The sequence below is a fragment of the Streptomyces sp. NPDC057950 genome (assembly GCF_042887295.1).
Lineage (GTDB): Bacteria > Actinomycetota > Actinomycetes > Streptomycetales > Streptomycetaceae > Streptomyces > Streptomyces kaempferi.
Window position 1 is genome coordinate 1 of record NZ_JBHVPP010000046.1, and the last position, 24,005, is coordinate 24,005.

At 68.9% G+C, this 24,005-nt stretch carries 21 protein-coding genes and 4 pseudogenes; 11 read left to right on the forward strand and 14 right to left on the reverse strand.

Annotated features, from left to right (window positions below; translation table 11 throughout):
* The first annotated feature begins 213 nt into the window (after nt 1-213).
* Nucleotides 214-662: pseudogene (locus ACFVTC_RS42015) on the forward strand (hypothetical protein).
* A 1,085-nt stretch (nt 663-1,747) separates the two neighbouring features.
* Here the strand turns inward: ACFVTC_RS42015 and ACFVTC_RS42020 are convergent.
* The 4 genes from ACFVTC_RS42020 to ACFVTC_RS42035 all read right to left on the reverse strand — a co-directional run bounded on the left by ACFVTC_RS42020 (nt 1,748) and on the right by ACFVTC_RS42035 (nt 3,559).
* On the reverse strand, nt 1,748-2,134 hold the full coding sequence (locus ACFVTC_RS42020) for a fic family toxin-antitoxin system, toxin component (RefSeq protein ID WP_390135017.1): 387 nt from the start codon (nt 2,132-2,134) through the stop codon (nt 1,748-1,750).
* Nucleotides 2,131-2,430 (reverse strand): DUF1778 domain-containing protein, encoded by a 300-nt coding sequence (locus ACFVTC_RS42025; RefSeq protein ID WP_390135019.1) that lies wholly within the window; start codon nt 2,428-2,430, stop codon nt 2,131-2,133. The genes ACFVTC_RS42020 and ACFVTC_RS42025 overlap by 4 nt, the downstream gene beginning before the upstream one ends.
* Complete coding sequence (locus tag ACFVTC_RS42030; protein ID WP_390135021.1) at nt 2,409-2,789, reverse strand: helix-turn-helix domain-containing protein; 381 nt, start codon at nt 2,787-2,789, stop codon at nt 2,409-2,411. The genes ACFVTC_RS42025 and ACFVTC_RS42030 overlap by 22 nt, the downstream gene beginning before the upstream one ends.
* A 92-nt stretch (nt 2,790-2,881) precedes the next feature.
* The gene (locus tag ACFVTC_RS42035; RefSeq protein ID WP_390135023.1) at nt 2,882-3,559 is read right to left on the reverse strand and encodes a hypothetical protein; all 678 of its coding nucleotides are present in this window, start codon (nt 3,557-3,559) and stop codon (nt 2,882-2,884) included.
* 176 nt (nt 3,560-3,735) lie between these two features.
* Here ACFVTC_RS42035 and ACFVTC_RS42040 point away from each other — a divergent pair.
* Nucleotides 3,736-4,505, forward strand: a pseudogene (locus ACFVTC_RS42040) (MFS transporter); the annotation flags it as partial.
* Nucleotides 4,506-4,768: 263 nt separating this feature from the next.
* Here the strand turns inward: ACFVTC_RS42040 and ACFVTC_RS42045 are convergent.
* Nucleotides 4,769-5,449 (reverse strand): class I SAM-dependent methyltransferase, encoded by a 681-nt coding sequence (locus ACFVTC_RS42045; protein WP_390135025.1) that lies wholly within the window; start codon nt 5,447-5,449, stop codon nt 4,769-4,771.
* A gap of 177 nt (nt 5,450-5,626) precedes the next feature.
* Here ACFVTC_RS42045 and ACFVTC_RS42050 point away from each other — a divergent pair.
* The 3 genes and pseudogenes from ACFVTC_RS42050 to ACFVTC_RS42060 all read left to right on the forward strand — a co-directional run.
* Nucleotides 5,627-5,835: pseudogene (locus ACFVTC_RS42050) on the forward strand (transposase); the annotation flags it as partial.
* 171 nt (nt 5,836-6,006) lie between these two features.
* A pseudogene (locus ACFVTC_RS42055) lies at nt 6,007-6,240 on the forward strand (MFS transporter); the annotation flags it as partial.
* 157 nt (nt 6,241-6,397) lie between these two features.
* Nucleotides 6,398-7,339, forward strand: coding sequence for a D-2-hydroxyacid dehydrogenase family protein (locus ACFVTC_RS42060; RefSeq protein ID WP_390135027.1), 942 nt, complete (start codon nt 6,398-6,400; stop codon nt 7,337-7,339).
* A gap of 374 nt (nt 7,340-7,713) precedes the next feature.
* On the opposite strand, the gene ACFVTC_RS42065 is transcribed toward ACFVTC_RS42060, so the two are convergent.
* On the reverse strand, nt 7,714-8,064 hold the full coding sequence (locus ACFVTC_RS42065) for a hypothetical protein (protein WP_390135057.1): 351 nt from the start codon (nt 8,062-8,064) through the stop codon (nt 7,714-7,716).
* Nucleotides 8,065-8,317: 253 nt separating this feature from the next.
* On the opposite strand from ACFVTC_RS42065, the gene ACFVTC_RS42070 reads away from it, so the two are divergent.
* Nucleotides 8,318-9,565 carry a copper resistance D family protein gene (locus ACFVTC_RS42070; protein ID WP_390135029.1) on the forward strand — a complete coding sequence of 416 codons (1,248 nt, stop codon included), beginning with the start codon at nt 8,318-8,320 and terminating at the stop codon, nt 9,563-9,565.
* A gap of 186 nt (nt 9,566-9,751) precedes the next feature.
* Here the strand turns inward: ACFVTC_RS42070 and ACFVTC_RS42075 are convergent, their stop codons facing one another.
* Nucleotides 9,752-10,588: an alpha/beta fold hydrolase gene (locus tag ACFVTC_RS42075; RefSeq protein ID WP_390135031.1), complete on the reverse strand. Its 837-nt coding sequence runs from the start codon at nt 10,586-10,588 to the stop codon at nt 9,752-9,754.
* 344 nt (nt 10,589-10,932) lie between these two features.
* On the opposite strand from ACFVTC_RS42075, the gene ACFVTC_RS42080 reads away from it, so the two are divergent.
* Complete coding sequence (locus tag ACFVTC_RS42080; RefSeq protein ID WP_390135033.1) at nt 10,933-11,778, forward strand: MOSC domain-containing protein; 846 nt, start codon at nt 10,933-10,935, stop codon at nt 11,776-11,778.
* Between the two features lie 91 nt (nt 11,779-11,869).
* On the opposite strand, the gene ACFVTC_RS42085 is transcribed toward ACFVTC_RS42080, so the two are convergent.
* Complete coding sequence (locus ACFVTC_RS42085; protein ID WP_390135035.1) at nt 11,870-12,796, reverse strand: alpha/beta hydrolase; 927 nt, start codon at nt 12,794-12,796, stop codon at nt 11,870-11,872.
* A 180-nt stretch (nt 12,797-12,976) separates the two neighbouring features.
* Here ACFVTC_RS42085 and ACFVTC_RS42090 point away from each other — a divergent pair, with 180 nt between their 5' ends.
* Nucleotides 12,977-13,879, forward strand: coding sequence for a helix-turn-helix domain-containing protein (locus ACFVTC_RS42090; protein ID WP_390135037.1), 903 nt, complete (start codon nt 12,977-12,979; stop codon nt 13,877-13,879).
* 115 nt (nt 13,880-13,994) lie between these two features.
* On the opposite strand, the gene ACFVTC_RS42095 is transcribed toward ACFVTC_RS42090, so the two are convergent.
* The 3 genes from ACFVTC_RS42095 to ACFVTC_RS42105 form a co-directional block, all read right to left on the reverse strand.
* Nucleotides 13,995-14,381, reverse strand: a complete 387-nt coding sequence (locus ACFVTC_RS42095) for a VOC family protein (protein ID WP_390135039.1) — start codon at nt 14,379-14,381, stop codon at nt 13,995-13,997.
* Nucleotides 14,378-14,671 carry an ArsR/SmtB family transcription factor gene (locus tag ACFVTC_RS42100; RefSeq protein WP_390135041.1) on the reverse strand — a complete coding sequence of 98 codons (294 nt, stop codon included), beginning with the start codon at nt 14,669-14,671 and terminating at the stop codon, nt 14,378-14,380. The genes ACFVTC_RS42095 and ACFVTC_RS42100 overlap by 4 nt, the downstream gene beginning before the upstream one ends.
* Nucleotides 14,672-14,900: 229 nt before the next feature.
* A complete protein-coding gene (locus tag ACFVTC_RS42105) occupies nt 14,901-15,356 on the reverse strand; it encodes a phospholipase (RefSeq protein ID WP_390135043.1) in 456 nt (151 codons plus the stop codon).
* 390 nt (nt 15,357-15,746) lie between these two features.
* On the opposite strand from ACFVTC_RS42105, the gene ACFVTC_RS42110 reads away from it, so the two are divergent.
* Complete coding sequence (locus tag ACFVTC_RS42110; RefSeq protein WP_390135045.1) at nt 15,747-16,922, forward strand: epoxide hydrolase family protein; 1,176 nt, start codon at nt 15,747-15,749, stop codon at nt 16,920-16,922.
* 106 nt (nt 16,923-17,028) lie between these two features.
* Here ACFVTC_RS42110 and ACFVTC_RS42115 read toward each other — a convergent pair whose 3' ends face one another.
* Nucleotides 17,029-17,820, reverse strand: a complete 792-nt coding sequence (locus ACFVTC_RS42115) for a TetR/AcrR family transcriptional regulator (protein ID WP_390135047.1) — start codon at nt 17,818-17,820, stop codon at nt 17,029-17,031.
* A 234-nt stretch (nt 17,821-18,054) separates the two neighbouring features.
* On the opposite strand from ACFVTC_RS42115, the gene ACFVTC_RS42120 reads away from it, so the two are divergent.
* Entirely contained in the window at nt 18,055-20,274 is a 2,220-nt protein-coding gene (locus tag ACFVTC_RS42120; RefSeq protein ID WP_390135049.1) for an MMPL family transporter, read from the forward strand.
* A 150-nt stretch (nt 20,275-20,424) separates the two neighbouring features.
* Here ACFVTC_RS42120 and ACFVTC_RS42125 read toward each other — a convergent pair whose 3' ends face one another.
* On the reverse strand, nt 20,425-20,823 hold the full coding sequence (locus tag ACFVTC_RS42125) for a VOC family protein (protein ID WP_390135051.1): 399 nt from the start codon (nt 20,821-20,823) through the stop codon (nt 20,425-20,427).
* A gap of 95 nt (nt 20,824-20,918) precedes the next feature.
* Between ACFVTC_RS42125 and ACFVTC_RS42130 the strand changes: the two genes are divergently transcribed.
* Nucleotides 20,919-21,920, forward strand: a complete 1,002-nt coding sequence (locus ACFVTC_RS42130; protein ID WP_390135053.1) for a helix-turn-helix transcriptional regulator — start codon at nt 20,919-20,921, stop codon at nt 21,918-21,920.
* Nucleotides 21,921-22,091: 171 nt separating this feature from the next.
* Here ACFVTC_RS42130 and ACFVTC_RS42135 read toward each other — a convergent pair whose 3' ends face one another.
* Nucleotides 22,092-22,811, reverse strand: a complete 720-nt coding sequence (locus ACFVTC_RS42135) for an SDR family oxidoreductase (RefSeq protein WP_390135055.1) — start codon at nt 22,809-22,811, stop codon at nt 22,092-22,094.
* Between the last annotated feature and the right edge of the window lie 1,194 nt (nt 22,812-24,005).

A 24,005-nucleotide genomic window follows, 5' to 3' on the forward strand; every position in this document is an offset into this window, starting at 1 on the left:
GTGCTGGACCGGGATCTGCAGCAGCTGCCGGCAACCCCTCCCCACCAGAGCCCGCACGACAACAAGATCAAGAAAGACCTAACGGAGTCCTACTAGCGAATACTCTCAAAACGACCTCTGAAGAGCCCGTCGCCAATCCGCCCACGCTTGCCTGCTTCGGCGGGTTGAGGAATTCGGTTGCGGTGGATCTGGCCGATGCGGTGATACTCCGGCATGAGTAGAGATGCCGAGGTCATCGTGCTCGCCCGCTGGTCGGACGAGGTGATGGAACCGCTGACCCAGGACGACGCGGAACGGACGTGGCGAGGCCGTTTCGTCCCAATAGCGGGGCACTGGGGCTACGAGTTCGGGTGGGCCCTGGAGTTCGAGAAAATGCGTGCCCGCAAGGGCCTGCTCAGGCACCTGGAGTCGCTACCGTGGCGCACCCGCACACGGTGCAAGTTCTGCTTCGCGACCAGGACGACGACTGCTTCGGGCTATGGATGTTCCAGGAGGGCCGGCTGGTGGAAGTCACCATTCCGCGCACAGAGCGTTTCCACCAGCCGGCACCGCCCAATGAGGACTTCGAACCCGACCCGGGCATGCTGCTGCGCACCGACCAAGACAGCGTTCTGCCCGAGCAGACCCCGGAAGCGCGCCGCGACACCCGCTCACCCTGGTAGACCGAGTTCGAGGGCTCCCAGGTCGGTCTGTGTGCGGGGTGTCAGCGGCAGACCTGGCGTTACGGGCCTGGAGGCCTGCCTCTGTGCAGTTGGTGCATGTCTGATCAGCAGGCGCGGTGGGGTTCCGCGGTGCGGTTCAAGAGCACCCGTCCGTAGCCGTGCTCCCGGCAGCCGTCGGGGTCCACGTGGTCGTGCCGGGCGGGGAACATCCGGGGCCGTACTCGGGTTACATCAGGCGTGGTTGTGAAGGGGACAGTGTCCCCGGGCCTCACCTCTGGCCCATGAGGACGATCGTTCGGCTGAAGCCTCATGGAGCCTTTCGCCGCGTAGGCGACCGCCCTTCACAGTCACGCACATAGCCCCGGCCGGGACCGACACCGGTCGGGGCTGCCTGCGCATCGGTCGTGCGGATGCCTCGGCGTGCGGGACGTCGGCGGGGGTGAGGTCGGTGCGGGCGCGGTGACAGGCGTAGTAAGTCGAAGGCGGCGAAGTGTGCCGGCCACTCGGCTGCGACCCGGGCGGCTGCGGCACCCCGCCGCTGAAGCCGGTGCTGTAGCCGCTCGAACGCGAGTCGATCGTTTTCCCAGGGCCGCTCACGGGTCGGTACAGGCTCAAATACAAAGATCTAAACGCCTCAGCCCCTGAGGTCCACCGCATGCTGCAGGTCCCGGGCGACGTACATCGTCACTTACCCGGGGGTGGCAGTGGTCGCTCTCGGAGTGGCAGCTCCCGCAACGTTCGCGAGGGAACGTGGCCATCGGTGACTCGAAGTGATGACAGCCTGGTACTTACATGGCCGCCTGGCCTGACAGCGACAGCTTTGTGTCGCCTGTTGTTTTGGCGAACGGGCAACCCTGAAGCGGCGTACCGGACGAGATTCCGGCCGGACGCCCCGAACCGTTCCATCATCCGAAAGGCTCCCGCCACCGCTCCGCGCCAGGAGCAAGCCGTGCGTGACCGAACACCGCTCCGGGCCGCCACGTACGGTCTACCCGACTCCAGCCCTTGACGCCGAGTCCCTCAGCGCTCAGTCCAGCGGCTCATGGCGCGGTTCTGGTGGGTGAGTGGATCCCGCACCAGACGGGTCAGAGAACACTCCACGCCCGCAGCTGACGGCCGATCAGTCCCACGCCCATGTTCCCGGAGCCGGCGTCCCCTACCAGCGAGACCGCCTCTTTGGGCAGGTAGTCGAGCCGGCACCCGTTCAGGGCCAGGTAAGCCTCTGTGGAATGCCAGGCGAAGGCCTCGTTGGAGTGCTCCAGACACGGCAATCTCACCAGCGTCTGGAGCAGCGAGGCCGCCTTGAGATACAGGGATCCGTAGATGTCACGCTCCATGGCCCGCGCGTTGATCCGGGCAACCGCTGCATAGAGCGGACCGTAGTCGTCAACCTGCGGATCACCAGGCAGCAACTGCGCGGCGTGCAGCAAGAACGCCACCTCAAGAGGCTGGAGCGGCTCGTTCGACGTCACGCGGCGTGGCCCCGCTTCTGCTGCTCCTCAAGATCCCGCCGCGCCTCCAACTCCGCAGCGCGCTGCTCCGCCCCGGGAGCGGCCGCGCCGGCCTCCTCGGCAAACGCATCGCCGCTGCGGGACATCGACCCCCGGAACGCGTCGAGGAAGCGCTCTTCCACGGCAGTGGCGCGAGCGTAGGCAGCAGACAGGATGTACTCCTGCAGGCTGACGCCCTCCTGCCGCGCGGCAGCCTCGATCGCGGCACGCTGCTCCGCATCGGGAAAACGTAGGTTCATGGCTTTGGTATGCGGCATGGTACCGATGGTACCCTCGGTACCACGGATCGGCCAGGGAGCCAGCACGACAAGCGCGTGCCGACCTCGGCAGGCAACTGGCAGGCCGGCGCCTCGGCCTCGGCGACCTGCACCGGGGTGAAGCGTGCGGGACGTCCTGTGCGATTTCGGTCGGCCGGGGCCGGCAGCCTGCCGTCGGCGAACCGACCGCGCCAGGTTCGCACCGTGTCCACGTGCAGCCGGGTTTCGGCAGCTATCCGGGCGTTGCCCCGGCCGCGGGCAAGACGACTGTGGCGCGCTGCCTGGCCTGGTGCTGAGGCTTGTGGCCATAGGCCATCTTCTTGAGCCGGTGGCGCTCGGCAGCGGTCAGAATAAGGCATGCGGCGCGGCCCAGGGGTATGGGAGGCAACGGCCAATCTCGGGCGAATCGTTCGGGGTGATCAACATCCTCTGCCATTTCCTCGGCTGTGTCTCACGCTGATCTGGTGAGCCAGCTCGCCAGGATTCCAAGAACGGCAACGGCCCCGGGGATCAGGATCCCGAGAAGAAAATCCGCCCATGCACGAGCTGCCTGTTGGACAGTTGAGGGCTCATTGAGGCCAAGTCCGACGGCCGCATGTCGAGAGATCTTCACGGTTCCCAGCGAGCCTGAGATCCCCGAACTGTGAACCACCGCCTGTCCCATGGGACCCATGAGTGCCTCCTTGTCCACAAGAAGGACGACGCCTCGACAGTCCTTGATCCAGAACTCGTCCAACCAGCCGGTCTTGCTGGGGACGCGAACTCGACGTATCTGCGTCAGCTTGCTCAGATCGACCGTGCGGCTGCCCGTGACGGTCCGAGCAGTGAGAAGCTGCCAACCAGGGCCGTGACGTACTGAGTGAGATGTCATGTATAGGAGCGGAAAGCCCATCGCCAAGGCCAACCCCGCGAACATGGCGGGCACCCAGGCGCCAGAGTGCATCACCCCGAATCGCTCCAAGAGCGCAGGTATAACGATGGCGCCGCCTACGGCCCCGCCGAGGACTCCCGAACCTACGCGCAGGCGACGACGGGCTATCTCGACCGGAACCGCCGCTCGTTGAGCCTTCTCGACAACAATGCCCGCGCCGGCGGCGCGGACCGCGGCGTGGTGCTTCTTCTTCGACACCAGCGGAGCGTACCTGCACCAATTCGAGGCGTGACCCCTGCGCCGAGTCCAACCTCAACGAGACGTCAGACCCGCGATCAGCTGTCCGATGAGACGATGCCGGTTGGATCCTTGACAGTCACCCCGCACTGCTGGGACTCCAACGTCAACCCCCGAAGGATTTCCGCAGCCGACCACTCGCCCTCCTAGCAGGCGACTTCAGGCTCGTCCGTACCGTCGCCTCCGCAATCTTCGCCCTGCTGACCCTGCTGACCCTGCTGACCCTGCTGCAGTGGCGCGCTCTGCCCGCGCGCCGTGGGAAAGCCGAAGCCACAGAGGCGGCGGCAGAAGGCGTGCTGGCCCAGTGGCGCACCGTCGTGGCGAACCGGCCTTTCCTGCTCTTCTCTGTCGCAATGATCGGCTCATACGTCCTGACGTTCCAGGTCTACCCGGCTCTCCCGCTGGCGGCATCCAACGCGCTGGGATCACGAGGCACGACGGTCACCAGCAGGCCCTTCGTCATCTCGGCCGCAGTGGCGGTCGTGGCGCAGCTGAGGCTCACCGGCTGGGCCACACAACGGTGGTCTCCCCATGAATCACTGGTACGGGGCCTGGTCGTGATGGGGTGCGCCTTCGTTCCGCTGGCTCTCACCCCGTCCGACGCCACTACCGCAGTCGTTGCCGCACTGGTTACCGCCGTCGTCCTGGTCGCAGCGGGTAGTGCGGTGGTCTCCCCTTCGAGATGGTCACCGTGGTCGCGCTGTCCGGTGACCGCATCGTCGTCACCCACTACGGCTTCTATAACACCGTCTCCGGTCTGGGTATCACGCTCGGCAACCCCGCCACCGGTGCCCTGTGGGACTGCGCCGAACGACACGACGCTCTCTGGCTGACCTGGGGCGTTCTGACAGCCACCGGCCTAGCATGCGCGACATCAGTCGCCGCGCTCGCCAGCACAGGGCGACTCACCACCCATTCCCGACAACACGCCGTCGCATCACGGAAGAAACCAGGCTTCGCACGCTGCCCACCCGCCGCGTGCCAGATGCTGCTGGTCATTCCAAGGTCGCGAGGGTGAGCCTGCTGCACGACGTTCGTCGCGTCGAATCCCTGCGTCGTAGCCGGCGTCCAGCACGATCAGGATCGCCGGATCGCTCGGGACCCACAGGCCTGCGGCGATGAGCCGCTCGACGACCTTGCGGACCTCGGCGGTGGTGTGAGCGGAGGGGCTCAGCGCAGCCGTCGCGCGTGCAGCACCAGGTCGGCGGCATGGTGCGCGCCGGCGCCGCCGTCGGGTGCCACGCGTGGTCGCTGCTCGTTCACCTCCACCTTCCAGTCGTCGGTGAGTTGGGCGGCCACCATCGAGGGCCAGACGTAGTCGGCCGGGTCGAAGCCGCTGTCGTGCGCTTGCTGGGTGTCCATCCCCGCGTGGTGTACGAGCAGCAGCACGCCGCCGGGCGCGACGGCCGCGAGCAGCGCTCGCTCGGCTGCGGCGTCGGGGGTGCGCAGCAGGGCTGGATACTGCGCGGAGACCAGGTCGAAGGAGGCCGGCGGGAGCGCCGCTTCCGTCAGCGCGGCGTGTATCCAGCGGACGGCGACGCCTGCGTCCCGCGCGTGCCCGGCCGCCCGCTCCAACGCCACGCCCGAGACCTCGAGCGCGGTCACGTCCCAGCCGCCGCGCGCGAGCCAGACGGCGTCCGCGCCTTCGCCGCAGCCGACGTCGAGCACTCGCCCAGGCGTGAGCCCGGCGACCTCGGTCACGAGCGCGCCGTTGGGCTGGCCGCTCCACAACTGTTGTCGGTCGGCGTATCGGTTGTCCCACTCCGCCCGCACCGCGGGGTCTCCGACGTATCCGTCGCCAGGAAAAGAAGTGTCAGACGCGGGCGATCCCGCGGTGATGTTCTCGGTCACGGGCCCAACGTCCCCCATCGCGGCCCGGTCACGCCACTCCTGTTGCCGCTCCGGCAAAACGGCGTCCAAGGGGCGAGGAACAGCCGGAAACAGCCGGACGTAGTCGCACTGGACGTCATCGCAACAGACCGGCCGCGACATCCTTGACCCGTGCAGATCAGCAGGCCCGGCATCTGGGCAGATGGTCGGCTGGTCCTGGCCGTCGAAGTCTCGCCGTGGCCGTGGCCGCGGCCCGACACCGGAACCGTGCCGGACCGCTCGTTCTGTCACCCCTACGGCCGCGGCAACGCCACGCACCACCCGGCTGGCCCTTCTCGCTCGTCGCCGCCCTGGGGACCGGCCGCACCTCCTGGACCGCTCTCCTGGAGGTGGTCCGGCTCACCCCCGGCGCGCGGCCAAGGGAGCTCAGAGTCGGCCGCAGGGCTGCCCGCGCGCCGTCGCGAGCCGCCCGCACGCCGTCCGGCGGACCGGCGGCGAAGGCGGTGAGGGCGAGGGACGGTCCCCAGGGGCCGTGGTGATCGGCGGACGGGGGTGGAGGTGGAGGTGGGACAGTGCCCGGGACGATCCCTCTCGGAGCGCTGCTGGGCGGCGCGCTCGGAACCGTACTTGGCATCCGCGCCGCAATGACGATCACGACAGCGGGGGTCCCGCTCGCGGCACTCATCCTGTTCTTCTCCCCGACCCGGCGTACCCGAGAGCTGCCGACCTCGCGGCGGCCAACGGGTGGTGCCCAGCCGTCGCCCCGCCGACGGGCGGGTCCACATGCCGCACATGACGGCAAGGTCCGGTGAGCACAGGCCGGCTCGACCACGGACGACCGGGGCGTCGTCGACCTGGGCCTGTCAGAACGCGGACATCAGGCCCGCGCACCCGACGAGACCGGCGTGCCCGTCGTGGTGATGGGCACCTTGCGGCCAGATCCCGACGCGCGGCATTAGCATCGCTCGCATGAAGATCGCAGTGCTCGACGATTACCAGAACGTCGCACTCGACTGCGCCGACTGGAGCGGTCTGAACGCCGAGGTGGAGGTGTTCAGCAGCCACATCCCGGACGTCGACGAACTGGTCGGCAGGCTCGCCGGCTTCGAGGCAGTCGTCGCGATGCGCGAGCGGACGCCCTTCACAGCCGACGTTCTGAGCCGGTTGCCCGATCTGAAACTGCTGGTCACCACCGGTCCACGCAACGCCGCCATCGACTTGGCGGCCGCCGCCCGGCACGGAGTCGTCGTCTGCGGCACCGGGTACTACCCCGGGCCCACGGTCGAACTCACCTGGGCGCTGATCCTCGCCGCGGCACGCAACCTGCCGACGGAGGAGCGATCTATGCGGGGCGAGGGTTGGCAGCGCACGCTCGGCACCGAGCTGCGCGGAAGGACTCTCGGCCTCCTCGGGCTGGGAAACCTGGGCAGTCGGGTGGCGAGGATCGGCCAGGCCTTCGGCATGGACACCATCGCCTGGAGCCAGAACCTCACACCCGGACGCGCCGCCGAGCACGGGGTGAGGGCAGTGACCAAAGAGGAACTCTTCGCCGGTGCGGACGTGTTGTCGGTGCACCTGGTGCTGAGTTCCCGCACTCGAGGGCTGGTCGGCCGTGCCGAACTCGCCGCGATGAAGCCGTCCGCGATCCTGGTGAACACCTCGCGCGGCCCCCTCGTCGACCAGGACGCACTGCTGGATGCCCTGCGCCGCGAAGCGATCAGGTGCGCGGCACTCGACGTCTACGACACCGAGCCACTGCCTCCTGACCACCCCTTCCGCACGCTGACGAACACCGTACTCACCCCGCACATCGGCTATGTGACCCGCGAACTGTACGAGGTCTTTTACCGCGACGCCGTGGAAGACATCGCCGCGTTCGGGGCGGGGCAGCCGATCCGCGTCATCGGTTAGTGCCGTGCCGGACGTCCTGGGGATCAGCGTATGTGCCGGACCCGGGCGGCGTGACGGCCTTCGGCCACTGCGGGCGGGACAGTGCCGGACCGGTGCGCTACGGGGGCCTTGCCCGTGCGGTGAGCCGCGAAAGGGGATCGTGACCGAGTAGAACATGACGGTTCGCGGTCGCGGTCACGGGCGCGAGCGGTACCCGCATGGCCAAGGCTGTGCTCGCCGTACTTCAGCGCGATGACCGGGTCGGCCATGGCGACCTTCTGGCGTTGGTTAATGGACCCGGAACGCGCGGAGCTCGGTCCATGTCGACGATCGCCCCCTTGGTCCTCATGGAACGAGTGGACGCCCCAGGGGGCCTGGTCACCGGACGGCTGGAATCAGAGCCACCGCTGTGCCGCCTCGACGCTGTCTCCGCCACTGGGGTTGAACTCGCGGACGGCTTGGGGCGCATGACGGAAAATCAGGTTCACGGTCTTCTCGAAGAGCGGAAGCAGCTGTTCGGCCTTGCGGATCCCACCGTTGAGCACCACGACATCCCACGGGTGCTCGGTCAGCGACGCGGCGAGGGTGGTCTCGGCCGATTCGTCGAACGCGACCGGTGTCATGGCGGCGTTGATGTCGTGCTCACCGAACCGGGCCGGCTCCGCGTCGATCGCCGCGCGAAGTGCCTGCCCGTCGACGCCGGGTATCGCTTGTGGCTCGTCACCGGCGCCAAGTGCGGATGACATGCGGGCCATTTGTCGGGCGACGCCTTCGCAGGTGGGCGCCACCCCCCGATCCAACTGCCCGCTCACATCCCGGGCTCTCGGGGGAGGCGAGCGGCCGGCCGCGCAGACTCTCTCGCCGGAAGCGCCACCACTTGGCTCCGACGCTCTGGGGCGGTGTCCTCAGGTGAGCGTGCACATGTTGACGTTTCAAGTAAGGAATGCCTAACCTAAGTCGCTTTCGTCTTCGTCTCCGTTCCCAAGAGGGTGGTCCGTCATGCCCCTGTCCGATCCAACGTCCGGTCTGCTGCAGTTCTCCGCGGCGCCGGCGCCGTCGACGCCGCTCGGTCCCTTCGAGGACAGTGCCGTGGCGTGGGCAACGTGGGTGACCCTGATGGGATTTGTCGGGGTGACAGCCCTGGCCCTGACGGCGGCGGGACCTGTGGCACGCCGGATCGGCGCTGACACCCTCGCCGCGGTGACGTCCCGACTCGCCCGCGCGGCGGTCGTCCTGGGAGTACTGGCCTGCGCGGCCGTGCTCACCGACCTGGCCCACGCCGGGGACAGCGGCGGATTCCACTATGACGCCGCCTGGAACACCCTCTACGACGGCACCAACGCCGGACGGCTGTCGGGGCTGGAGGTGACCATGCTGCTGGTCGGCGCGGCGTTGATCGCCCCGCTCGCCTTCCGGGCGGCCTCGAACAGCCCCGCGCGGAAGGGGCTGCTCATAGCGGGCCTGGGTGCGGGAGTGATCGCCCTGGGTACCACCAGGTTCCCGGACGCGACGCCCGAGGAGTGGGGCCGCACCATCTTCGAGACGGGGATGTGGATGCTGCATCTGTTCGGCGGAGCCGTCTGGTTGGGCGGGCTGGCCGGACTCGCACTGCTGGCCGTTCCCGGTGCCCTCCCGCCCGCCGAACGCGCCGCCTTCTGGTCGCCCACGATCCGACGTTTCTCGGTCGCCGCCATGAGCTGCGTCACCGCGATCACCCTGTCCGGGCTTTTCCTGTACTGGGAGCATGTCGACGGCCCCTCGCAGCTGTTCACGACGATGTACGGCCGCGTCCTGGGCGTGAAGATCCTCATTTTCGGAACCCTGCTCCTGCTCGGTGCCTTCAACCAGTTCTGGCTGCACCCGCGGATCGACGCCCTGCGGGCCGCGGGCGACGAGCGGCCGCTGCGCACCATCCTCGTGCGTCAGTTCCCCGCGGTGGTCACCGTCGAGACCCTGCTCGCGATGTCACTGCTCTTCGTCGCCCCCTTCCTGCACGGCTCCGCTCGCAACCAGGCGTTCCAGGCCGAGACGGCCAAGCACTCCGCGACCGCGATCTCACCGGAGGACCTGCCCAGGCTGCCCGACAAGGTGGTCAGCGCCTCCACTTGGGTACTCGGCAGCACCGAGACCATCGTCCTCATCGCCTTGATGATCGGCGGATACTGGTACTCCGGAGTGCTGGCCCGTCGTCGCACCGCCGCGGTTCCTGCGCGGAATCCCGCGACGGGCGATCTCGTCGAGGCGTGACCACCGGCGGTTCGTCGGATCTCGTGCGGCCGGACGACGCACCGCGACGGTGGGGTGGGGATTGTCCATCCCGGCTTCGGCCGCCCAGAGGGTCCCTGGACCGGCGGCGTTCCCTGTCCGGGTACGCCGCCGGCCCCCGGGCCGCGCTGACGGCCCGTCCGAAAGCCGGGCTTCCGCCGTGGTGCCCTATTCGCCGTGTGCTCGCAGATGTTCGAGCAGGAGGCCGTTCAGTGTCCCGGGCGCTTCTTCGGGGATCCAGTGGCTGACGTCGTGGAGCGTCTCGAACCGGTACGGTCCGCTGACCCACTGCCCGGTCGTCTGTGAGGCCGCCGGGCCGAACGCGGCGTCCTTCGTGCTCCAGACGTACAGCGTGGGCACATCGACGAGGCCGATCGTGCCGTCGGGCCGACCCGCTCGGTACCAGTTCAGCGCCGCGGTGAGCGCGCCGGGCCGCGAGAGGTGCCGCACGTACGCATCGACACTGGCCCGCGGGACCTTTCCGGCGTAGAGGCTACGAAGCTGCCGGGCGTCGTCGGCGAGCATCTGCTCCTCGGTCGAGGGCGTCTCACGCCAGTCGGTCATGTAGTGGGATCGCGCGCGCTGGTCCTGGTCGGTGCGCAGGGCGCCGGCCAGGGCGCCGGGGTGTGGGGTCGAGACAACGGCGAGGGTACGGACGCGCCCCGGGTGGGCGTCCGCGGTCCACCATGCCACCGCGCCTCCCCAGTCGTGGCCGACCAGGTCGAACGTTGCCCAGCCCAGTTCCTCCGTGATCGCGACGACATCGTCGACCAGGGCACCGATGCGGTAGTCCTCGGGCCGGTCGGGGCGGACACCGGGGGAGTAGCCACGTTGGTCGGGTGCCACGACACGGTAGCCGCGCGCGGCCAACGCGGCGATCTGCTGGTGCCACGCCAGCCCTGTCTGGGGGAAACCGTGCAGCAGCAGTACCGGGCGGCCCTCGGACGGTCCCGCCGCGATGGCGTCGAACACGCCCGCAGCAGTGGGGATACTCAGCTTGGTCACAGTCCATTCCTCCATACCGACTGGTTGGTCAGCCTTCAGGTCACGGCAGCGGATTGTCAAGATCGAAGGCGAATGGTCGGCTCGCGAGGTGAGCATGGCTCCGCCCCTTCCCTTTCCCGCCCCCCCGTCAGCTCCCAAGTGCGGTGTTGCTAGCGGTCGTCGGGGGCATAGAGCCCGTTCGCGGGGTCAGACGCCGGACGGGGACGGCGGTGATCTCTACAGGCGGGGGAGAGGGAAACTGGCGGGAACGCACGAGTAGTTGGCGTCCAGTGGGCTTCGGGCGTGATCGCAGTCGTGCGGGCGATCTGGCCGAGGAGCCGTGCCCGGTGCCATGATCGATCTCCATGGGGACTGTGGTCGCGTTGTGCCGGTATCCGGTGAAGTCCATGCTCGGAGAGTCGTTGCTGTCCGCGGCCGTCACCCACGCGGGGCTCGTCGGGGACAGGACCTATGCCGTCCTCGACGGCACCGGAGCGATCGGGAGCGTCAAGCACCCGCGTAAATGGGGGCAACTGCTGCGGTGCCGCGGCCGGTCGACCGACGACAGCGCCGTCGAGGTCGAACTGCCCGACGGCGTGGTCCTCCCCGTCGGAGACCCCGAACTGGACGTACGGCTGTCCAAGCTGCTGGGCCGCCACGTGTTCGTCTCGGCAGGTGCTCCGGCGGACAGCACGCTGGAGCGCGCCGTGCCCTCGTACGAAGGCGGCGTCCCGGACGCGGTGCGGGCGACGGCTCGCGTGGACGGTACGGGGGAGGAGATCACTGTCGGGAACGTGGCCGCGGGGACGTTCTTCGACTTCGGCAGGGTGCACCTCGTCACGACGTCCGCCCTGGCGGGACTCCGGGCCAGATATCCCGACAGCGATTTCGATCCGCGCCGCTTCCGACCGAACCTGGTCGTCGACACGGGCGGACGACAGGATTTCGTGGAGGACACCTGGGTGGACCGGCGAGTACGCGTGGGCGAGGCACTGTTCCGCGTGGTGGTGCCCACGCCCCGCTGTGTGGTTCCCACCCTCGGCCATGACGAACTGGCAGCCGACCCTGGCGTCATGCGCGCGATCGCCCGCGAACACCGGACACCCGTCCTCGGTCTGGGCAGGCTCGCGTGCCTCGGGGTGTACCTGGACGTCCTGGAGCCGGGCACGATCCGGCTGGGTGACACGATCGCGCGGCAGGACGGACCGTGACGCAAGCCCCCGGCCCCTCGTTCCGGGCTCTCGCCCCGCGCCCGGCCGGCAGAGCCGTGCGGAAGCGATGACGGGGGTACCGACTCAGGGTTCAGGCAGCCCGACCCAGGGAGTCGGCGAAGAAGGCGGCGAGTCTGTCGACGGCGGGGTCGACGTACTGCTTCCTGTCGTAGAGGTCCACGTGGCCGGCGCCTTCGATCCAGTGAATCTCCTTGGGTCCGATGGCCCGCTGGAACGCTTCGACGCTCATCCACGCGGTGACGGCGCGAGTCCCGACGATCATGAGCAGTGGACGTCGGCCGATCAGCGGCACCGGGGCGAAGGCGTCGAACGTGGCCATCCGGTCGATGCTTGACCAGGTGAGGAAGCTCGCGGAGCGGACATGCCTGGCGCGAGGGGTGAGGTAGTACGCGAAGCCCTCGGCGCCGTGTTCTCCGCCGAGCGCCCGGGCTTGTTCGGCGGTGTCGGGGAAAAGGGCCAGGACCGGCGGCTCCTCACCCCGGGCCTCGGTGGTGCGTGCCCGCGCGGCCGCGCCCAGCAGGTCCTGGAACACGGCCGGATCCTGGGCTCCGTCGGCGCCCAGGCGGAACTGGCGGGAGATGTCGACGGCGCTGACCGTCCCGACGGCCTTGATGCGGTGATCACTCGCGGCGGCGGGGAGTACGTAACCGCCGGAGGCGCAGATGCCCAGAGCACCGATACGTTCGGCGTCGACCTCGCCGCGCGAGGTGAGGAAGGAGACGGCGGCCTTCAGATCCTCGACGCGGTGGGACGGGTCCTCCAGACCGCGGGGCTCGCCACCGCTCTCGCCCTGGTAGGCCGCGTCGAAGGCGATCGTGACGAAGCCCTTCTCCGCCAGACGCCGTGCGTACAGGCCCGCGGTCTGCTCCTTCACGCCACTGCCGGGGTGGCCGACGACGATCGCCGGACGGGGACCCTCCGCCGGAGATTCGGGGGTGTAGAGATCGCCGACGAGCGGAATGCCGGCGCTGTCGAAGGCAACGGTGGTCTTGGCCACGGGAATCTCCGTTTCGCTGTCTCAGGGGGAGGCGCGCTCATGTGGTCGGCTCCCAGCCCGGCTTCGTCCCGGGCACGCCTCCACCCTGGGTGCGGCCCCAGATACGCAAAAGAGACAAGTCCTTGCCCGGGAAAAAACCTGCCCCCTCATCCCGGCGGTGCCCGCGTGACAATGGAGAGCATGTCTCCGGTATCTGATCCCCGCGGACTCGGTGCCTTCCTCAAAGCACGCCGAGCGCAGCTGGCACCCCAAGCGTGCGGCCTGCCCGCCACGGACTCCCCTCGCAAGGTCACTGGGCTGCGCCGTGAGGAGGTCGCCCAGCTCGCGGCGATCAGTGTCGACTACTACACGCGATTGGAGCAGGGCCGTGTCCGGGCGTCCGCATCGGTGCTCGTCACCCTGACCCGGGCGCTGCGCCTGGACGACGACCAGCAGAGGTACCTGTACGAACTCGCCGGCAGGACGGACGCACGGCCGCGTCGACGGCGGTCCGCGCAGTACGTGCGGCCCGCCGTGCGACGGCTGCTCGACCAGCTCACCGGAGCCCCAGCCGTCGTCCTCGGCAAACGCCTGGACATCCTGGCCTGGAACCCCGCCGCCGTGGCCTTGTACACGGACTTCTCGTCGATGCCGTCAGCCCGACGCAACTACGTGTATCTGTTGTTCATGGACCCGATCGTCCGTGGCATGCACCGGGAGTGGGAGCAGGACGCCCGCGACGCCGTCGCCGCGCTGCGCATGGAGGCCGCGGGGGACCCTGACGATCCGGAACTCGCCCGGCTCGTGGGCGAGTTGTCGGCCCAGGACACCGACTTCCGTTCCTGGTGGGCCGAGCACCGTGTGGTCAGCTCCAGTTACGGCACCAAGAACTACCGGCATGCGCGGGTGGGAGATCTCAGGCTGGACTGCGACACGTGGAGCAGCCCCGACGGCTCGGGACAGCGGCTCATGGTCCTGACCGCCGAGCCCGGCAGCCCGTCGTACGACGCTCTGCGCATCCTCGCCTCAGGGACGGCCGAACAGTCGAGCCGGTACCAGGGGGAGGGCCGGACCTCGGACGGAGCCGGCCCGCGCGCCGTGTGAGGGGTCGCGTACGACGTGCTGGCCGTGCCACGCGACTCGATGCTCCGTGCGGGTGAGGGACCCGGCGATCGACAACGATGCTCCAAGCCCTACCGCGTCGTTCTTCAGCGTTCGGCTACTTGCTGTGCACGATCTGGATCAGGTTGCCGCAGGTGTCGTCGAGAACCGCGGTGGTGACCGGGCCCATCTCCAGCGGCTCCTGGGTGAAAAACACACCGAGCGCGCGCAGCCGGTTGAACTCGGCCTGTACGTCGTCGACGGCGAAAGAGGTGGCCGGGATGCCGTCCTGGACCAGCGCCGTCTTGTACGGCTGCACCGCGGGATGACCGGAGGGCTCGAGCAGCAGTTCCGTCCCCTCCGGGTCCTCGGGTGAGACCACGGTCAGCCACCGGTCCTCGCCCAGTGGGACATCGTGCTTCTTCACGAACCCCAGTACGTCGGTATAGAAACGCAGGGCCTTCTCCTGGTCATCGACGAAGACACTGGACAGGTGGATCTTCATGGGTCGCTCTCCGGTGCGTCGGGCCTGAGCCACCGTGTCACGATGCGCTCGAGGGGTTCGGTGTTCAGATCGTGGAACTTGTAGCGGCCCTGGCGCCGCGAAACGACCAGGCCCGCGGATTCGAGTACGGCCAGGTGCTGGCTGATCGCCTGGCGGGACATCCCCAGGCCGTGCTTCGTCAGCAGTCGAGTGCATATTTCGAACAGGGTCTGCCCGTCCCGTTCCACCAGCTCGTCGAGGATGCGCCGACGGGTGGGGTCGGCGAGCGCCTTGAACACATCGTCCGCCATGGCCGACACCATAGGCAAGTGTTTCCTTGCCTATCAAGTCGGATGCCATGACATTGACTGTTAGAAGAGAGACGGCCAGGGACCCGTCCGTGTCCGAAGACCGGGACGCTCACCCCGGCGCTGCCGGAAGTGCGCTCGGACGCTCGGTTTCGCCGCCCGGCAGCCCCGGTGGAGCGGGTCACGAGAGGTCCGCAGTGCCTCGTGACCCGCTGCGTCCTGAGCGGGTCGGTCAGCCGAAGGCCTTGACCGCCTGGTAGTAGGTCCACGCGGTGCCGTCGCATGCCGTCTTCGTGGCGCCGCCGTAGTTGACGCACACGCGCTTGAGGTCCTCGTAAAGGGCGCTGTCGAGGCGGGACTTGTTGGTGGAGAAGGTGCCCGCGGCCTTGTAGTTGCGGTATCCGAAGTCGTGCCGCGCGCAGGAGGTGGCGAACGGGAAGCCGAAGGGGTTGTCGGGAGAGGTGGAGCAGTAGTCCGTCGACCAGTCGAACTGGTAGGACGCGTAGGCGGCTTGGTTCGATCGGGCCGCCGCCCAGGTGTTGTAGCTGGACGCGCTGGTCTGGGTCCAGCTCGACAGGACCTGCGCCTTGTCGGCGGGGACGGCGGCCTGTGCGGTGCCCGCGGTGCCGATGAGAGCGACCAGGGACAGGCTGGACGCGGTGAGAGCGGTGGCGAGTCTTCGGCGCATTCCACACCTCCATGTAACTGCCGCCCGCCAGTCGGGCCGCAGGTGCATGACAACAAGAATCGGTACGGCGGGCGCGCTTGCATAGATCTTGGTGGTTCAACGTGAAATGAATTCTGGTGCGCGTGCGGGGAGTTGTGTTTCGACGTCCGCGCGGGTGAGGGCACGGCGTCGGAATGGGGCAGCCGCTGTTCGAGGCGAGGGTGCCCGACGTGGTTCGCGACCGCGGCGGGCCAGGTAGTCCGTGGACGTAGTCGCGTGGGGTGCCGTGCTGTCGCGCACGTGTCTCCTTACGTGTCTGCCGCACGTGTCTCCGTACGTGTCTGCCGCAGGTGTGCGACGGCGCGCGGGTCCTGATCAGGCGGTCGTCTCCGGAGCGTTAGCATGCGTGCCATGTCGGACGCACTGCCTGGCCTGGAACCGTTCACCCCGCATACCGAGCCCGCGGCGCTCGAGGATCTCCGCACCCGGCTGCGTGCGACACGCTGGCCGGACGAGCCCGAAGACGCCGGGTGGGCTCTCGGGACAGACATCGCCTACCTCCGTGAACTCGTCGCCTACTGGGCGGACGGGTTCGACTGGGCGGCGCAGGAGGCCGCGCTCGCACAGCTGCCCCGCCATCGCATCCGGCTCGCCGGCCTGGGGATCCACCTCGTGCACGCCCGTGCCGTCGCGCCGACCGGCTCCGTCCTGCCGCTCGTCCTCAGTCACGGTTGGCCGGACTCCTTCTGGCGCTACACGAAGGTCGTCCCGCTCCTCACCGATCCCGGCGCGCACGGCGGCGACCCGGCCGACGCGTTCGACGTGGTCGTGCCCGACATGCCCGGCTACGGCTACTCCGACCGGCCCACCGGCCCGCCCCTCAACTCCATCGCCGTAGCCGGCCTGTGGGCCGAACTCATGAGCGCCCTCGGCTACGCGCGGTTCGGCGCGGCGGGCGGCGACGTCGGCAGCCATGTGAGCCGCTACCTCGCACTCGACCACCCGGACCGGGTTGTCGCCGTCCACCGGATGGACGGGGGCCTGCCCGTCTTCACCGGCGACCCGGCCGAGCTCGCCCCGGAGGAGCGCGCGTGGTTCGACGACGTCGCGGCCTGGGGCGCTAGCGAGGGTGCCTACGGTGCCATGCACCGCACGAAGCCCCAGACCGCCGCCGTCGGGCTCACCGACTCACCGGCCGGGCTCGCCGCATGGATCGTCGAGAAGCTCCGGGCGTGGAGCGACTGCGGCGGCGACATCGAGCGGAGCTTCACGAAGGACGAGATCCTCACGAACGCCACGCTCTACTGGCTTACGGGGACGATCGGTTCGTCGATGCGCATGTACCACGCGAACGCCGCGATCCCGCCCGCGCAGCTCGCCCGCCGGGTCGAGGTGCCGTCCGGCTTCTCGCTGTTCCGCGGCGACATCGTCCGCCCGCCGCGGGCCTGGCTCGAACGCACGGCGAACGTCGCGTACTTCAACGAACCCGCGCGCGGCGGGCACTTCGCGCCGTTCGAGGAACCCGAACTGTACGCGGAGGAACTGCGGGCGTTCTTCCGCCCCTACCGTGCGCCAGCGCTGGGCTGAGGGCGCCGTCGCCCTGGCGCGGCGGCTGACCGAGAGCCTCGTAACGCCCGCATGAATAGATCGAGTCGGGGGACGGTGGAAGCTCCCGGCTCCTCCGCCACGCGGGTCATCGACCGGCCGAAGAGGATTGTTCCCGTGGCCGCGGATCCGTTGCCGTGGTGTCTGGTCCGGCGGCGGGGATCCGGCTGTGGATGTCCTGGAACAGGTTCCGCATCGCCATGCGGAAGATCTCGGCCTGGTGATCACCGAGGAACGAGGTGTGCCCGAAGACCTCGAGGACGACGAGGCCGTGCAGGTGTCCCCATGCGCTCATGATCAGCGCTGTCGCGGGGGGCGGCAGATCCCGCCGACCGGTGGGCGGCAGCTGGTCCAGGTACGCCACGAGCGCAGCCGAGAGACCAGGGGCGTCGGCGGCGGCGAGTTGTGCGGTGGTGTACTCGCCGAACAGCTCGCGTTCGAAGATCGCGCTCATCCGCCGCATGGCTTGGGTGGTCGGGCCCTCGACGGGAGCCGCGTAGTACCGCAGCGGGGTTCCGTAGAGGAGTTGGAACCGCTCGGGGTGGGTGACGGCCCAGCGGCGGTACCCCTCGGCCGCGACGAGGACGCGCTCCTGGGACGAGTCGTCCGTGGCGGCGTCGACCGCGGTCTGCACCGCTTCGGTCAAGGCGTCGTAGGCCTTGGCGATGAGCGCCGTGACGAGGTCGTCCCGGCTCGGGAAGTAGTGGTAGAGCGCCTGCACGGTCATCCCCAGACTGCGGGCGATCGCGCGCAGCGACAGGGCCGCCGGACCGTGTTCGGCGATATGGCGCTCAGCCGCGTCCAGGATCTCCTGGACGGCCGCCGCCCGCCGGCGCCGGCGCAGGGAGAGCGGGGCGGTTGCGTGTTCGTCAGTGGGCATGCGCCGACCGTACGACGGCAACTCCAGCCGCGCACCGTGAAGTTGCGGACTGTGAGGAAAATCTGACACTGCCAAATCTTCCGCCGTTTCACTAGCGTCGTGTCGGCGACGAGGTGCGTCATCGCATCCGCCCGGTCGGGACGAACAGGCTTTACGGAGGCCCGGGTCGGGATCCCCTTGGGACGCAGGTCGCTTGATCCAGTCCTCCCGCAATGGACGCAAAGGAGATCGTGCGTGTTTGAACGCATAGCCGAACTGGTGATTCGCCGGTCCCGGCTCGTACTGGTCGTCGCCGTAGTGGCTGTGGCCCTCATGGGAGCCGCCGGAGCCGGCGCCTTCGGCAAGTTGCTGGGGGGCGGCTACGACGATCCGACCTCCTCGTCCAGCCGTGCCGCGGAGGTCATCGACAAGAAGTTCGGCGGGGAGACGAACCTGGTCCTGCTGGTCCGTGCGTCCGAGGGGCGTGTCGACGCCCCGGCGGCCCGGCGCAGCGGCCTGGCCCTGGTGGCCGACCTCAAGAGGGAACGGAACCTGGGTAACGTGGTCTCGTACTGGGACACGGCCAGTGCCGATCTCCGTTCCGAGGACGGCCACGAAGCCCTGGTGCTCGCCCATGTGAAGGGCGACGGCACGGAGCGGGACGAGAACGCCAAGAGCGTCATCGACGCCTACGCCGGACCCTACGAGGACGCACTCACGATCCGGGCCGGTGGCGGCGCCGCCGTGACGAGCGAGATGGGGAAGCAGTCCGGCGAGGATCTCGTCCTGGCCGAGTCCATCGCCGTACCGCTCACCCTCGTACTGCTCCTGGTCGTCTTCGGCAGCGTGGTCGCGGCTCTGCTGCCGCTGGCCATCGGAACCATCGCCATCACGGGCACGTTCGCGGAGCTCTTCGTCCTCGGCGGCGTCACCGAAGTCTCCGTCTTCGCGGTCAACCTGACCACCGCACTGGGTCTCGGCCTCGGCATCGACTACGCCCTGCTGATGGTCAGCCGATTCCGGGAACAGCTCGCGGCAGGGGCGAGCGTGGACGACGCCGTCCGGCGCACAGTGACCACCGCGGGCCGGACGATCGCGTTCTCCGCCGCGACCGTGGCCGCCGCGCTCGGGGCGCTCCTGGTGTTCCCGCAGTACTTCCTGCGCTCGTTCGGCTATGCCGGGGTCGGTGTCGTCGCCATCGCGGCCGGCAGCACCCTGTTCGTCATGCCGGCCCTGTTCGTCGTCCTGGGCCACCGCGTCAACAGCGGGCGACTGCCATGGGCGAAGACCCGGCACACCGACACCCGCGTGCCGCTGTGGGGACGGTTGGCCCGCACCGTCATGCGGCGCCCGGCGCTCACCGCGCTGCCCGTCCTCGCGGTACTGCTGCTGGCGGCGAGCCCCCTGCTGGGGATCTCCTTCGGGACGCCCGACGAACGCGTGCTGCCCGAGGACGCCCACAGCCGCCAGGTAGCGTCGGCACTACGGCAGAACTTCAACGGCACCGACGACGCCGCCCTCCACGTCGTCATCGACAAGCCCCTGGACAAGGCCCCCCTGCTTTCGTACGCGGTCGCACTTTCCGCACTCGAAGGCGTCGTCCACGTGGAGACCAGCACAGGCACCTACGCCCACGGACGCTCCACAGCGACCGGCCCCGGCAGCGCCGCGCTCGGCCGCCCCGGCGCGCAGCAGATCAACGTGGTGAGCACCCTGGCACCGAAGTCGGCGCAGGCACAGCGCCTGGTCGACGAGGTGCGGGCGGTCACCCCGCCCGCCGGGTCGCGACCTCTGGTCGGCGGAACCGACGCCGTACTGGTCGACGCCAAGGACTCCATCGCCGGCAGGCTCCCGCTCGCGGTGACTCTGGTCGTCCTCACCACCTTCCTCCTGCTGTTCCTGTTCACCGGCAGCGTCGTGCAACCCCTGCGCGCGCTGGTCCTCAACATGCTCAGCCTGGGAGCGACCCTCGGCGTCATGACCTGGATCTTCCAGGACGGCCACCTCTCCTCGCTGCTGGGCTTCACCGCGCAGCCGATGGAGGTGTCGATGACGGTGCTGATGTTCTGCATCGCCTTCGGCCTCTCGATGGACTACGAGGTGTTCGTCACCAGCCGGATCAAGGAACTCCACGAGTCGGGCGAGGACAACGAGTCCGCCGTGGCCAACGGCCTCGGGCGCACGGGACGCATCGTCAGCGCCGCGGCCTGCCTGCTCGCGGTGAGCTTCTTCGCGTTCGGGACGGCCAAGCTCAGCTTCATGCAGATGTTCGGACTGGGCAGCGGACTGGCCGTCCTCATCGACGCCGTCGCCGTACGCGGCATCCTCGTACCCGCCGCGATGCGCCTGCTCGGCCGCTCGGCGTGGTACGCGCCCCGCTTCCTGCGGAGACTCCACGGACGGTACGGCCTCAGCGAAGGCGGCGCCGAGCCCGCGGCAGTGGGGGAGCCCGCGGCCAAGTCCCCGTACGCGTAGAGATCGCCGGACGTCCGATCACGCCGGACCGCGCCTCACCGTCTGCCCGCCTCCCTGCCGGAGGCGGGCACGGTCGCGACGGAAAGACGGAGACGCTGGTCCGACCGACGCCTGCCTCACCGGGGTTGGCAGCCTGTCGCGTTGCGGTGCTCAGCGAGCGAACTTCTCGATGGCGTCCTGTGTGACGGGGGTGAAGAAGTTGACCAGGTTGCCGTCGGGGTCACGGAACAGGAGCGCGCGGTTTCCCCAGGGCATCGTGGTGGGCTCGTTGACGAAGTCCGTCACGAAGTCGGTCAGGTTCTTGTGCGTACGGTCCACGTCGTCGACGAGGAATTCGATGATGACGCTGTGGTTGTCGGCCGGGCGGGCCGAGCCGGGCGCGAACAGGGGGACCGTACGGGTGCTGCCGATCGCGAGAGTGGCGGAGGCCGTCCTGATCTCGGCGAAGTCCTCGTTGGACCAGGCGGCAGATACTCCGGTGGCGCGCTCGTAGAAGTCGACGAGGCGGGCGACGCCGCCCGTGATGATGCGGACAGAGACGAAGTTCATGGACGTACTCCTGGTCGGTCGGTGGGTCTTACTGGTCGCAGGCTACGACCGATACCGGACGGAACCCGCCCGGTATGAATGGGAGACTTCTGGACATGCCTCGACCCATTGCCCGTGTACTCACCCTGTTGGAGCTCCTGCAGTCGGGCGGTATCCGGACGGCCGCCGAACTCGCCGAGCGGGTCGGCGTGGACGAACGGACCGTACGTCGCTACGTCGACCACCTAATCGACCTCGACGTACCCGTCGAGTCGGTGCGTGGCCGTTACGGCGGCTACCGGCTGGCCACCGGTTACCGCATGCCTCCGCTCATGCTGAGCGACGACGAGGCGCTCGCCGTGCTCCTGGGACTGGTCGCGGGAGGGCGAGCCGGCCTGACGACGGCCATGGGCACGGCGAGCGAGACAGCGGCGGCCAAGATCCGGCGGGTGCTGCCGGAACGGCTGCGCCGCAGACTCGATGCCGTATCCGGATCCCTTACCTTCACCGCCCCGCCCGGCGAGGCCGTCGCCGCGGAATCCACGGTCCTGCTCTCGATCACCGACGCGGTGCGTCATCACCAGCCGATCACCATCCGGTACACCGCCGCCGACGGTCGGCGCAGCGAACGCACGCTGCACCCGTACGGAGTCGTCGCCCATTCGGGCAAGTGGTATCTGACGGCTGCGGATCTCACCGCGGACGACGACCGGACGTTCCGGCTCGACCGCATCACCGATGTCAGGGCCCTGCCCGGCACGTTCGAACCGCCCGCCGGACTCGACCCGGCGAAGCGCGTCCTGACAGGGCTCGCCACGGCTCCGTACAGGCATGAGGTGACGCTGCGAGTCCAGGGGACGGCCGAGGAGATCCACACCCGCCTTCCCGCCGGCGTCGCGATCGTGGAGGAGGGGCCGCCCGAGGGCGGCGCATACCCGGTGACCGAGTCCTGGTCCCGCGTCGACCTGCGTGTGGACCGGCTCGACTGGCTCCCCGCCGTGCTCGCGTCGCTGGACCGGCCGTTCGTCATCGACCGCCCCGACGAACTCCGCGGCCTCGTCGAAGCGTTCGCGGAACGCCTGACGAACTCGGCCCGGCGGGCGCCCGGGCAGGCATGACGGATGCGGATCGGTGGATCGTGATGGCCGTGCTGTAGCGGCTCTGTTGCAGCGCTGCGGTTCACCGGTCCCTTTGGTGGGCGGCCGCGTTCCGGTCGGCGCGCGACACCACTGCTTACCCGGCGGGACAGGCCGCGGTCCGGCACCGGGCCTTGTGTCGTGCAGCTGCGGTCAGCTGAGCGGCTCGCCACCGTCGATGTGCACTGTCTCGCCGGTCAGAAAAGTACTGGTCATCGCGAACAGCACCGCGTCGGCGACGTCGTCGGTGGTGCCGATGCGCCGGGCCGGGTTACGGGCGCGGATGCCGGCGAAGTACTCCGCCTTGCCTTCCTCCCCGAAACCGTCCCAGGCGCCGGTGTCGATCACCCCCGGCGAGATGGCGTTCACGCGGACAGGGGCCAGCTCCAAGGCGAGGGAACGGGCCAGGACTTCGGCGGCGCCGTTGGTGATGGCCACGGCCAGGGTGCCTACCGCGATCTTCGCCGCGGCGACACCGGAGAAGAGGGTGAACGACCCGGACTTGGGCATGCGCGGGGCCAGGTGTTTGGCCAGCATGAGCGGGCCGATGACCTTGGTGTCGAAGGAGAGTCTCACCGCGTCGCGGTCCAGGTCGGCGACGCGGCCGCGTGCCCGAGCGGAGGCGGTGGAGACCACGTGGTCGACGGTGCCGAGTCGTTCGCCGAGGGCGGCGATGGAAGCTTCGTCGGTGAGGTCTACGGTCTCGGTCGTGATTCCGGGCTCGCCCGCGTAGGCGTCGGCGAGAGCCTTTTGGTCGCGGCCGGCGGCTACGACATCGGCTCCCGCGTCGCGAGCAGCGATGACGATGGCGCGGGCGATACCCCCGGCCCGCCCGACCACCAGCGCGGTCTTTCCCTTGAGGGGTCCGGTCATGGCGCTGGCCTTTCGGGGAGGGGGCGGATGTGGGTGGGGAACGGTCTTGAGGTGGCGGTCTTGAGGTGACGGGCTTGAGGTGACGGTCTTGTGAGCGGCGGTCTTTAGAGCGGCGGTCTTATGAGGGACGGTTTTGAGAGCGACCGCTTTGAGGGCGACCGTTTTGAGGTGGCATCCGGACGGACGCTTTGTTTCCGAAGGTGAGTGTCTTCAGGGAGCCCTCCGTGTCGGCGATGACACTCGACTGTGCGAAGGCGGGCGTGCTGCCACGGGATTTTGGCGGCCACTTCCTTCGGGAGTCGAACATCAAGCATATAACCTTCCAGGAGTAAATGAGGGGTTAGGTTGCGTGGTGTGGTGCTGTGCTGTGCTCGCCACTGTCGGCCGGGTGGCTTGACTGTGCCTGAGGGTTCCGCTCCAGCGTGTGGTCGGTGGTCGGTGGTCGGTGGTCGGTGGTCACATCCGCCAGCGGGTGGCGGTCGGGGGTGTGGTTCGTGACTGTGGGCGGTGGGCGGCAGGCGGCGGGCCGTGGGCGGCGGATGGTGGGCGAATGGCGGATGTGGAGTTTCCTGTTCATCCCACCGTTGAGCTCGGGTTCGCGGCGGCGAGCGTGAGCAGGGGGAGGGGAGACGGCGGAGTGTGTTGAGGCTGGCGTTCGTTTGGCGCTCACATGGCCCCGGCGGTCTGCGGTCAGGATCGATGGCCTGAGTCGTGGTGTGGGGTGAAGCGGGTGTGGGCCGCTGGACTGACTGCGGGTTCCTCGACCGGGCCACTGTTTCGCTGATGCGCGCCAAGGTGTCCTGGGTTGGCTGGTTTCGCTGGTGAGGCGGTTGGTCGTGGTTGCTGCGCAGGCGATGGGAAGGAGCTGGCGGTTGGCGAGATGCCGGCTGGGCGTCGCTCTGTTGGCTTTCGTGCGTTGTGCTACCTCGGCGACCGGCAGTGCGCCGAGGCCTTGATCGGGCGGTAGGTCGAGTGCACTGGTCGGCGGGGTTGTTGGGGCATTGAGGGGGGTGTGGTGCTGGGTGGGTGGCGTGTGTTGGGTGTCGGCTTGGCTGTGTCTGGCTGTGGGGTGGGTTAGGGCTGTGGGTCGGGTTGGGGTTGGGGTTGGGGGTGGGTGGGGGTGGTGGTGATGTGGGCGGTGAAGACGGTGGTGTTGTTTTGGTGTGCGGTGATGTGGGTGGTGCGGGTGCCGGT

Excerpts from the sequence above, each read along its gene's own strand:
- ACFVTC_RS42025 (WP_390135019.1), bottom strand. The coding sequence starts at position 2,430 with ATGCCGCATACCAAAGCCATGAACCTACGTTTTCCCGATGCGGAGCAG.
- ACFVTC_RS42030 (WP_390135021.1), bottom strand. The coding sequence starts at position 2,789 with ATGCCTTATTCTGACCGCTGCCGAGCGCCACCGGCTCAAGAAGATGGC.
- ACFVTC_RS42060 (WP_390135027.1), top strand. The coding sequence starts at position 6,398 with ATGAAGATCGCAGTGCTCGACGATTACCAGAACGTCGCACTCGACTGC.
- ACFVTC_RS42065 (WP_390135057.1), bottom strand. The coding sequence starts at position 8,064 with ATGTCATCCGCACTTGGCGCCGGTGACGAGCCACAAGCGATACCCGGC.
- ACFVTC_RS42070 (WP_390135029.1), top strand. The coding sequence starts at position 8,318 with ATGCCCCTGTCCGATCCAACGTCCGGTCTGCTGCAGTTCTCCGCGGCG.
- ACFVTC_RS42080 (WP_390135033.1), top strand. The coding sequence starts at position 10,933 with ATGGGGACTGTGGTCGCGTTGTGCCGGTATCCGGTGAAGTCCATGCTC.
- ACFVTC_RS42090 (WP_390135037.1), top strand. The coding sequence starts at position 12,977 with ATGTCTCCGGTATCTGATCCCCGCGGACTCGGTGCCTTCCTCAAAGCA.
- ACFVTC_RS42095 (WP_390135039.1), bottom strand. The coding sequence starts at position 14,381 with ATGAAGATCCACCTGTCCAGTGTCTTCGTCGATGACCAGGAGAAGGCC.
- ACFVTC_RS42100 (WP_390135041.1), bottom strand. The coding sequence starts at position 14,671 with ATGGCGGACGATGTGTTCAAGGCGCTCGCCGACCCCACCCGTCGGCGC.
- ACFVTC_RS42105 (WP_390135043.1), bottom strand. The coding sequence starts at position 15,356 with ATGCGCCGAAGACTCGCCACCGCTCTCACCGCGTCCAGCCTGTCCCTG.
- ACFVTC_RS42110 (WP_390135045.1), top strand. The coding sequence starts at position 15,747 with ATGTCGGACGCACTGCCTGGCCTGGAACCGTTCACCCCGCATACCGAG.
- ACFVTC_RS42115 (WP_390135047.1), bottom strand. The coding sequence starts at position 17,820 with ATGCCCACTGACGAACACGCAACCGCCCCGCTCTCCCTGCGCCGGCGC.
- ACFVTC_RS42125 (WP_390135051.1), bottom strand. The coding sequence starts at position 20,823 with ATGAACTTCGTCTCTGTCCGCATCATCACGGGCGGCGTCGCCCGCCTC.
- ACFVTC_RS42130 (WP_390135053.1), top strand. The coding sequence starts at position 20,919 with ATGCCTCGACCCATTGCCCGTGTACTCACCCTGTTGGAGCTCCTGCAG.
- ACFVTC_RS42135 (WP_390135055.1), bottom strand. The coding sequence starts at position 22,811 with ATGACCGGACCCCTCAAGGGAAAGACCGCGCTGGTGGTCGGGCGGGCC.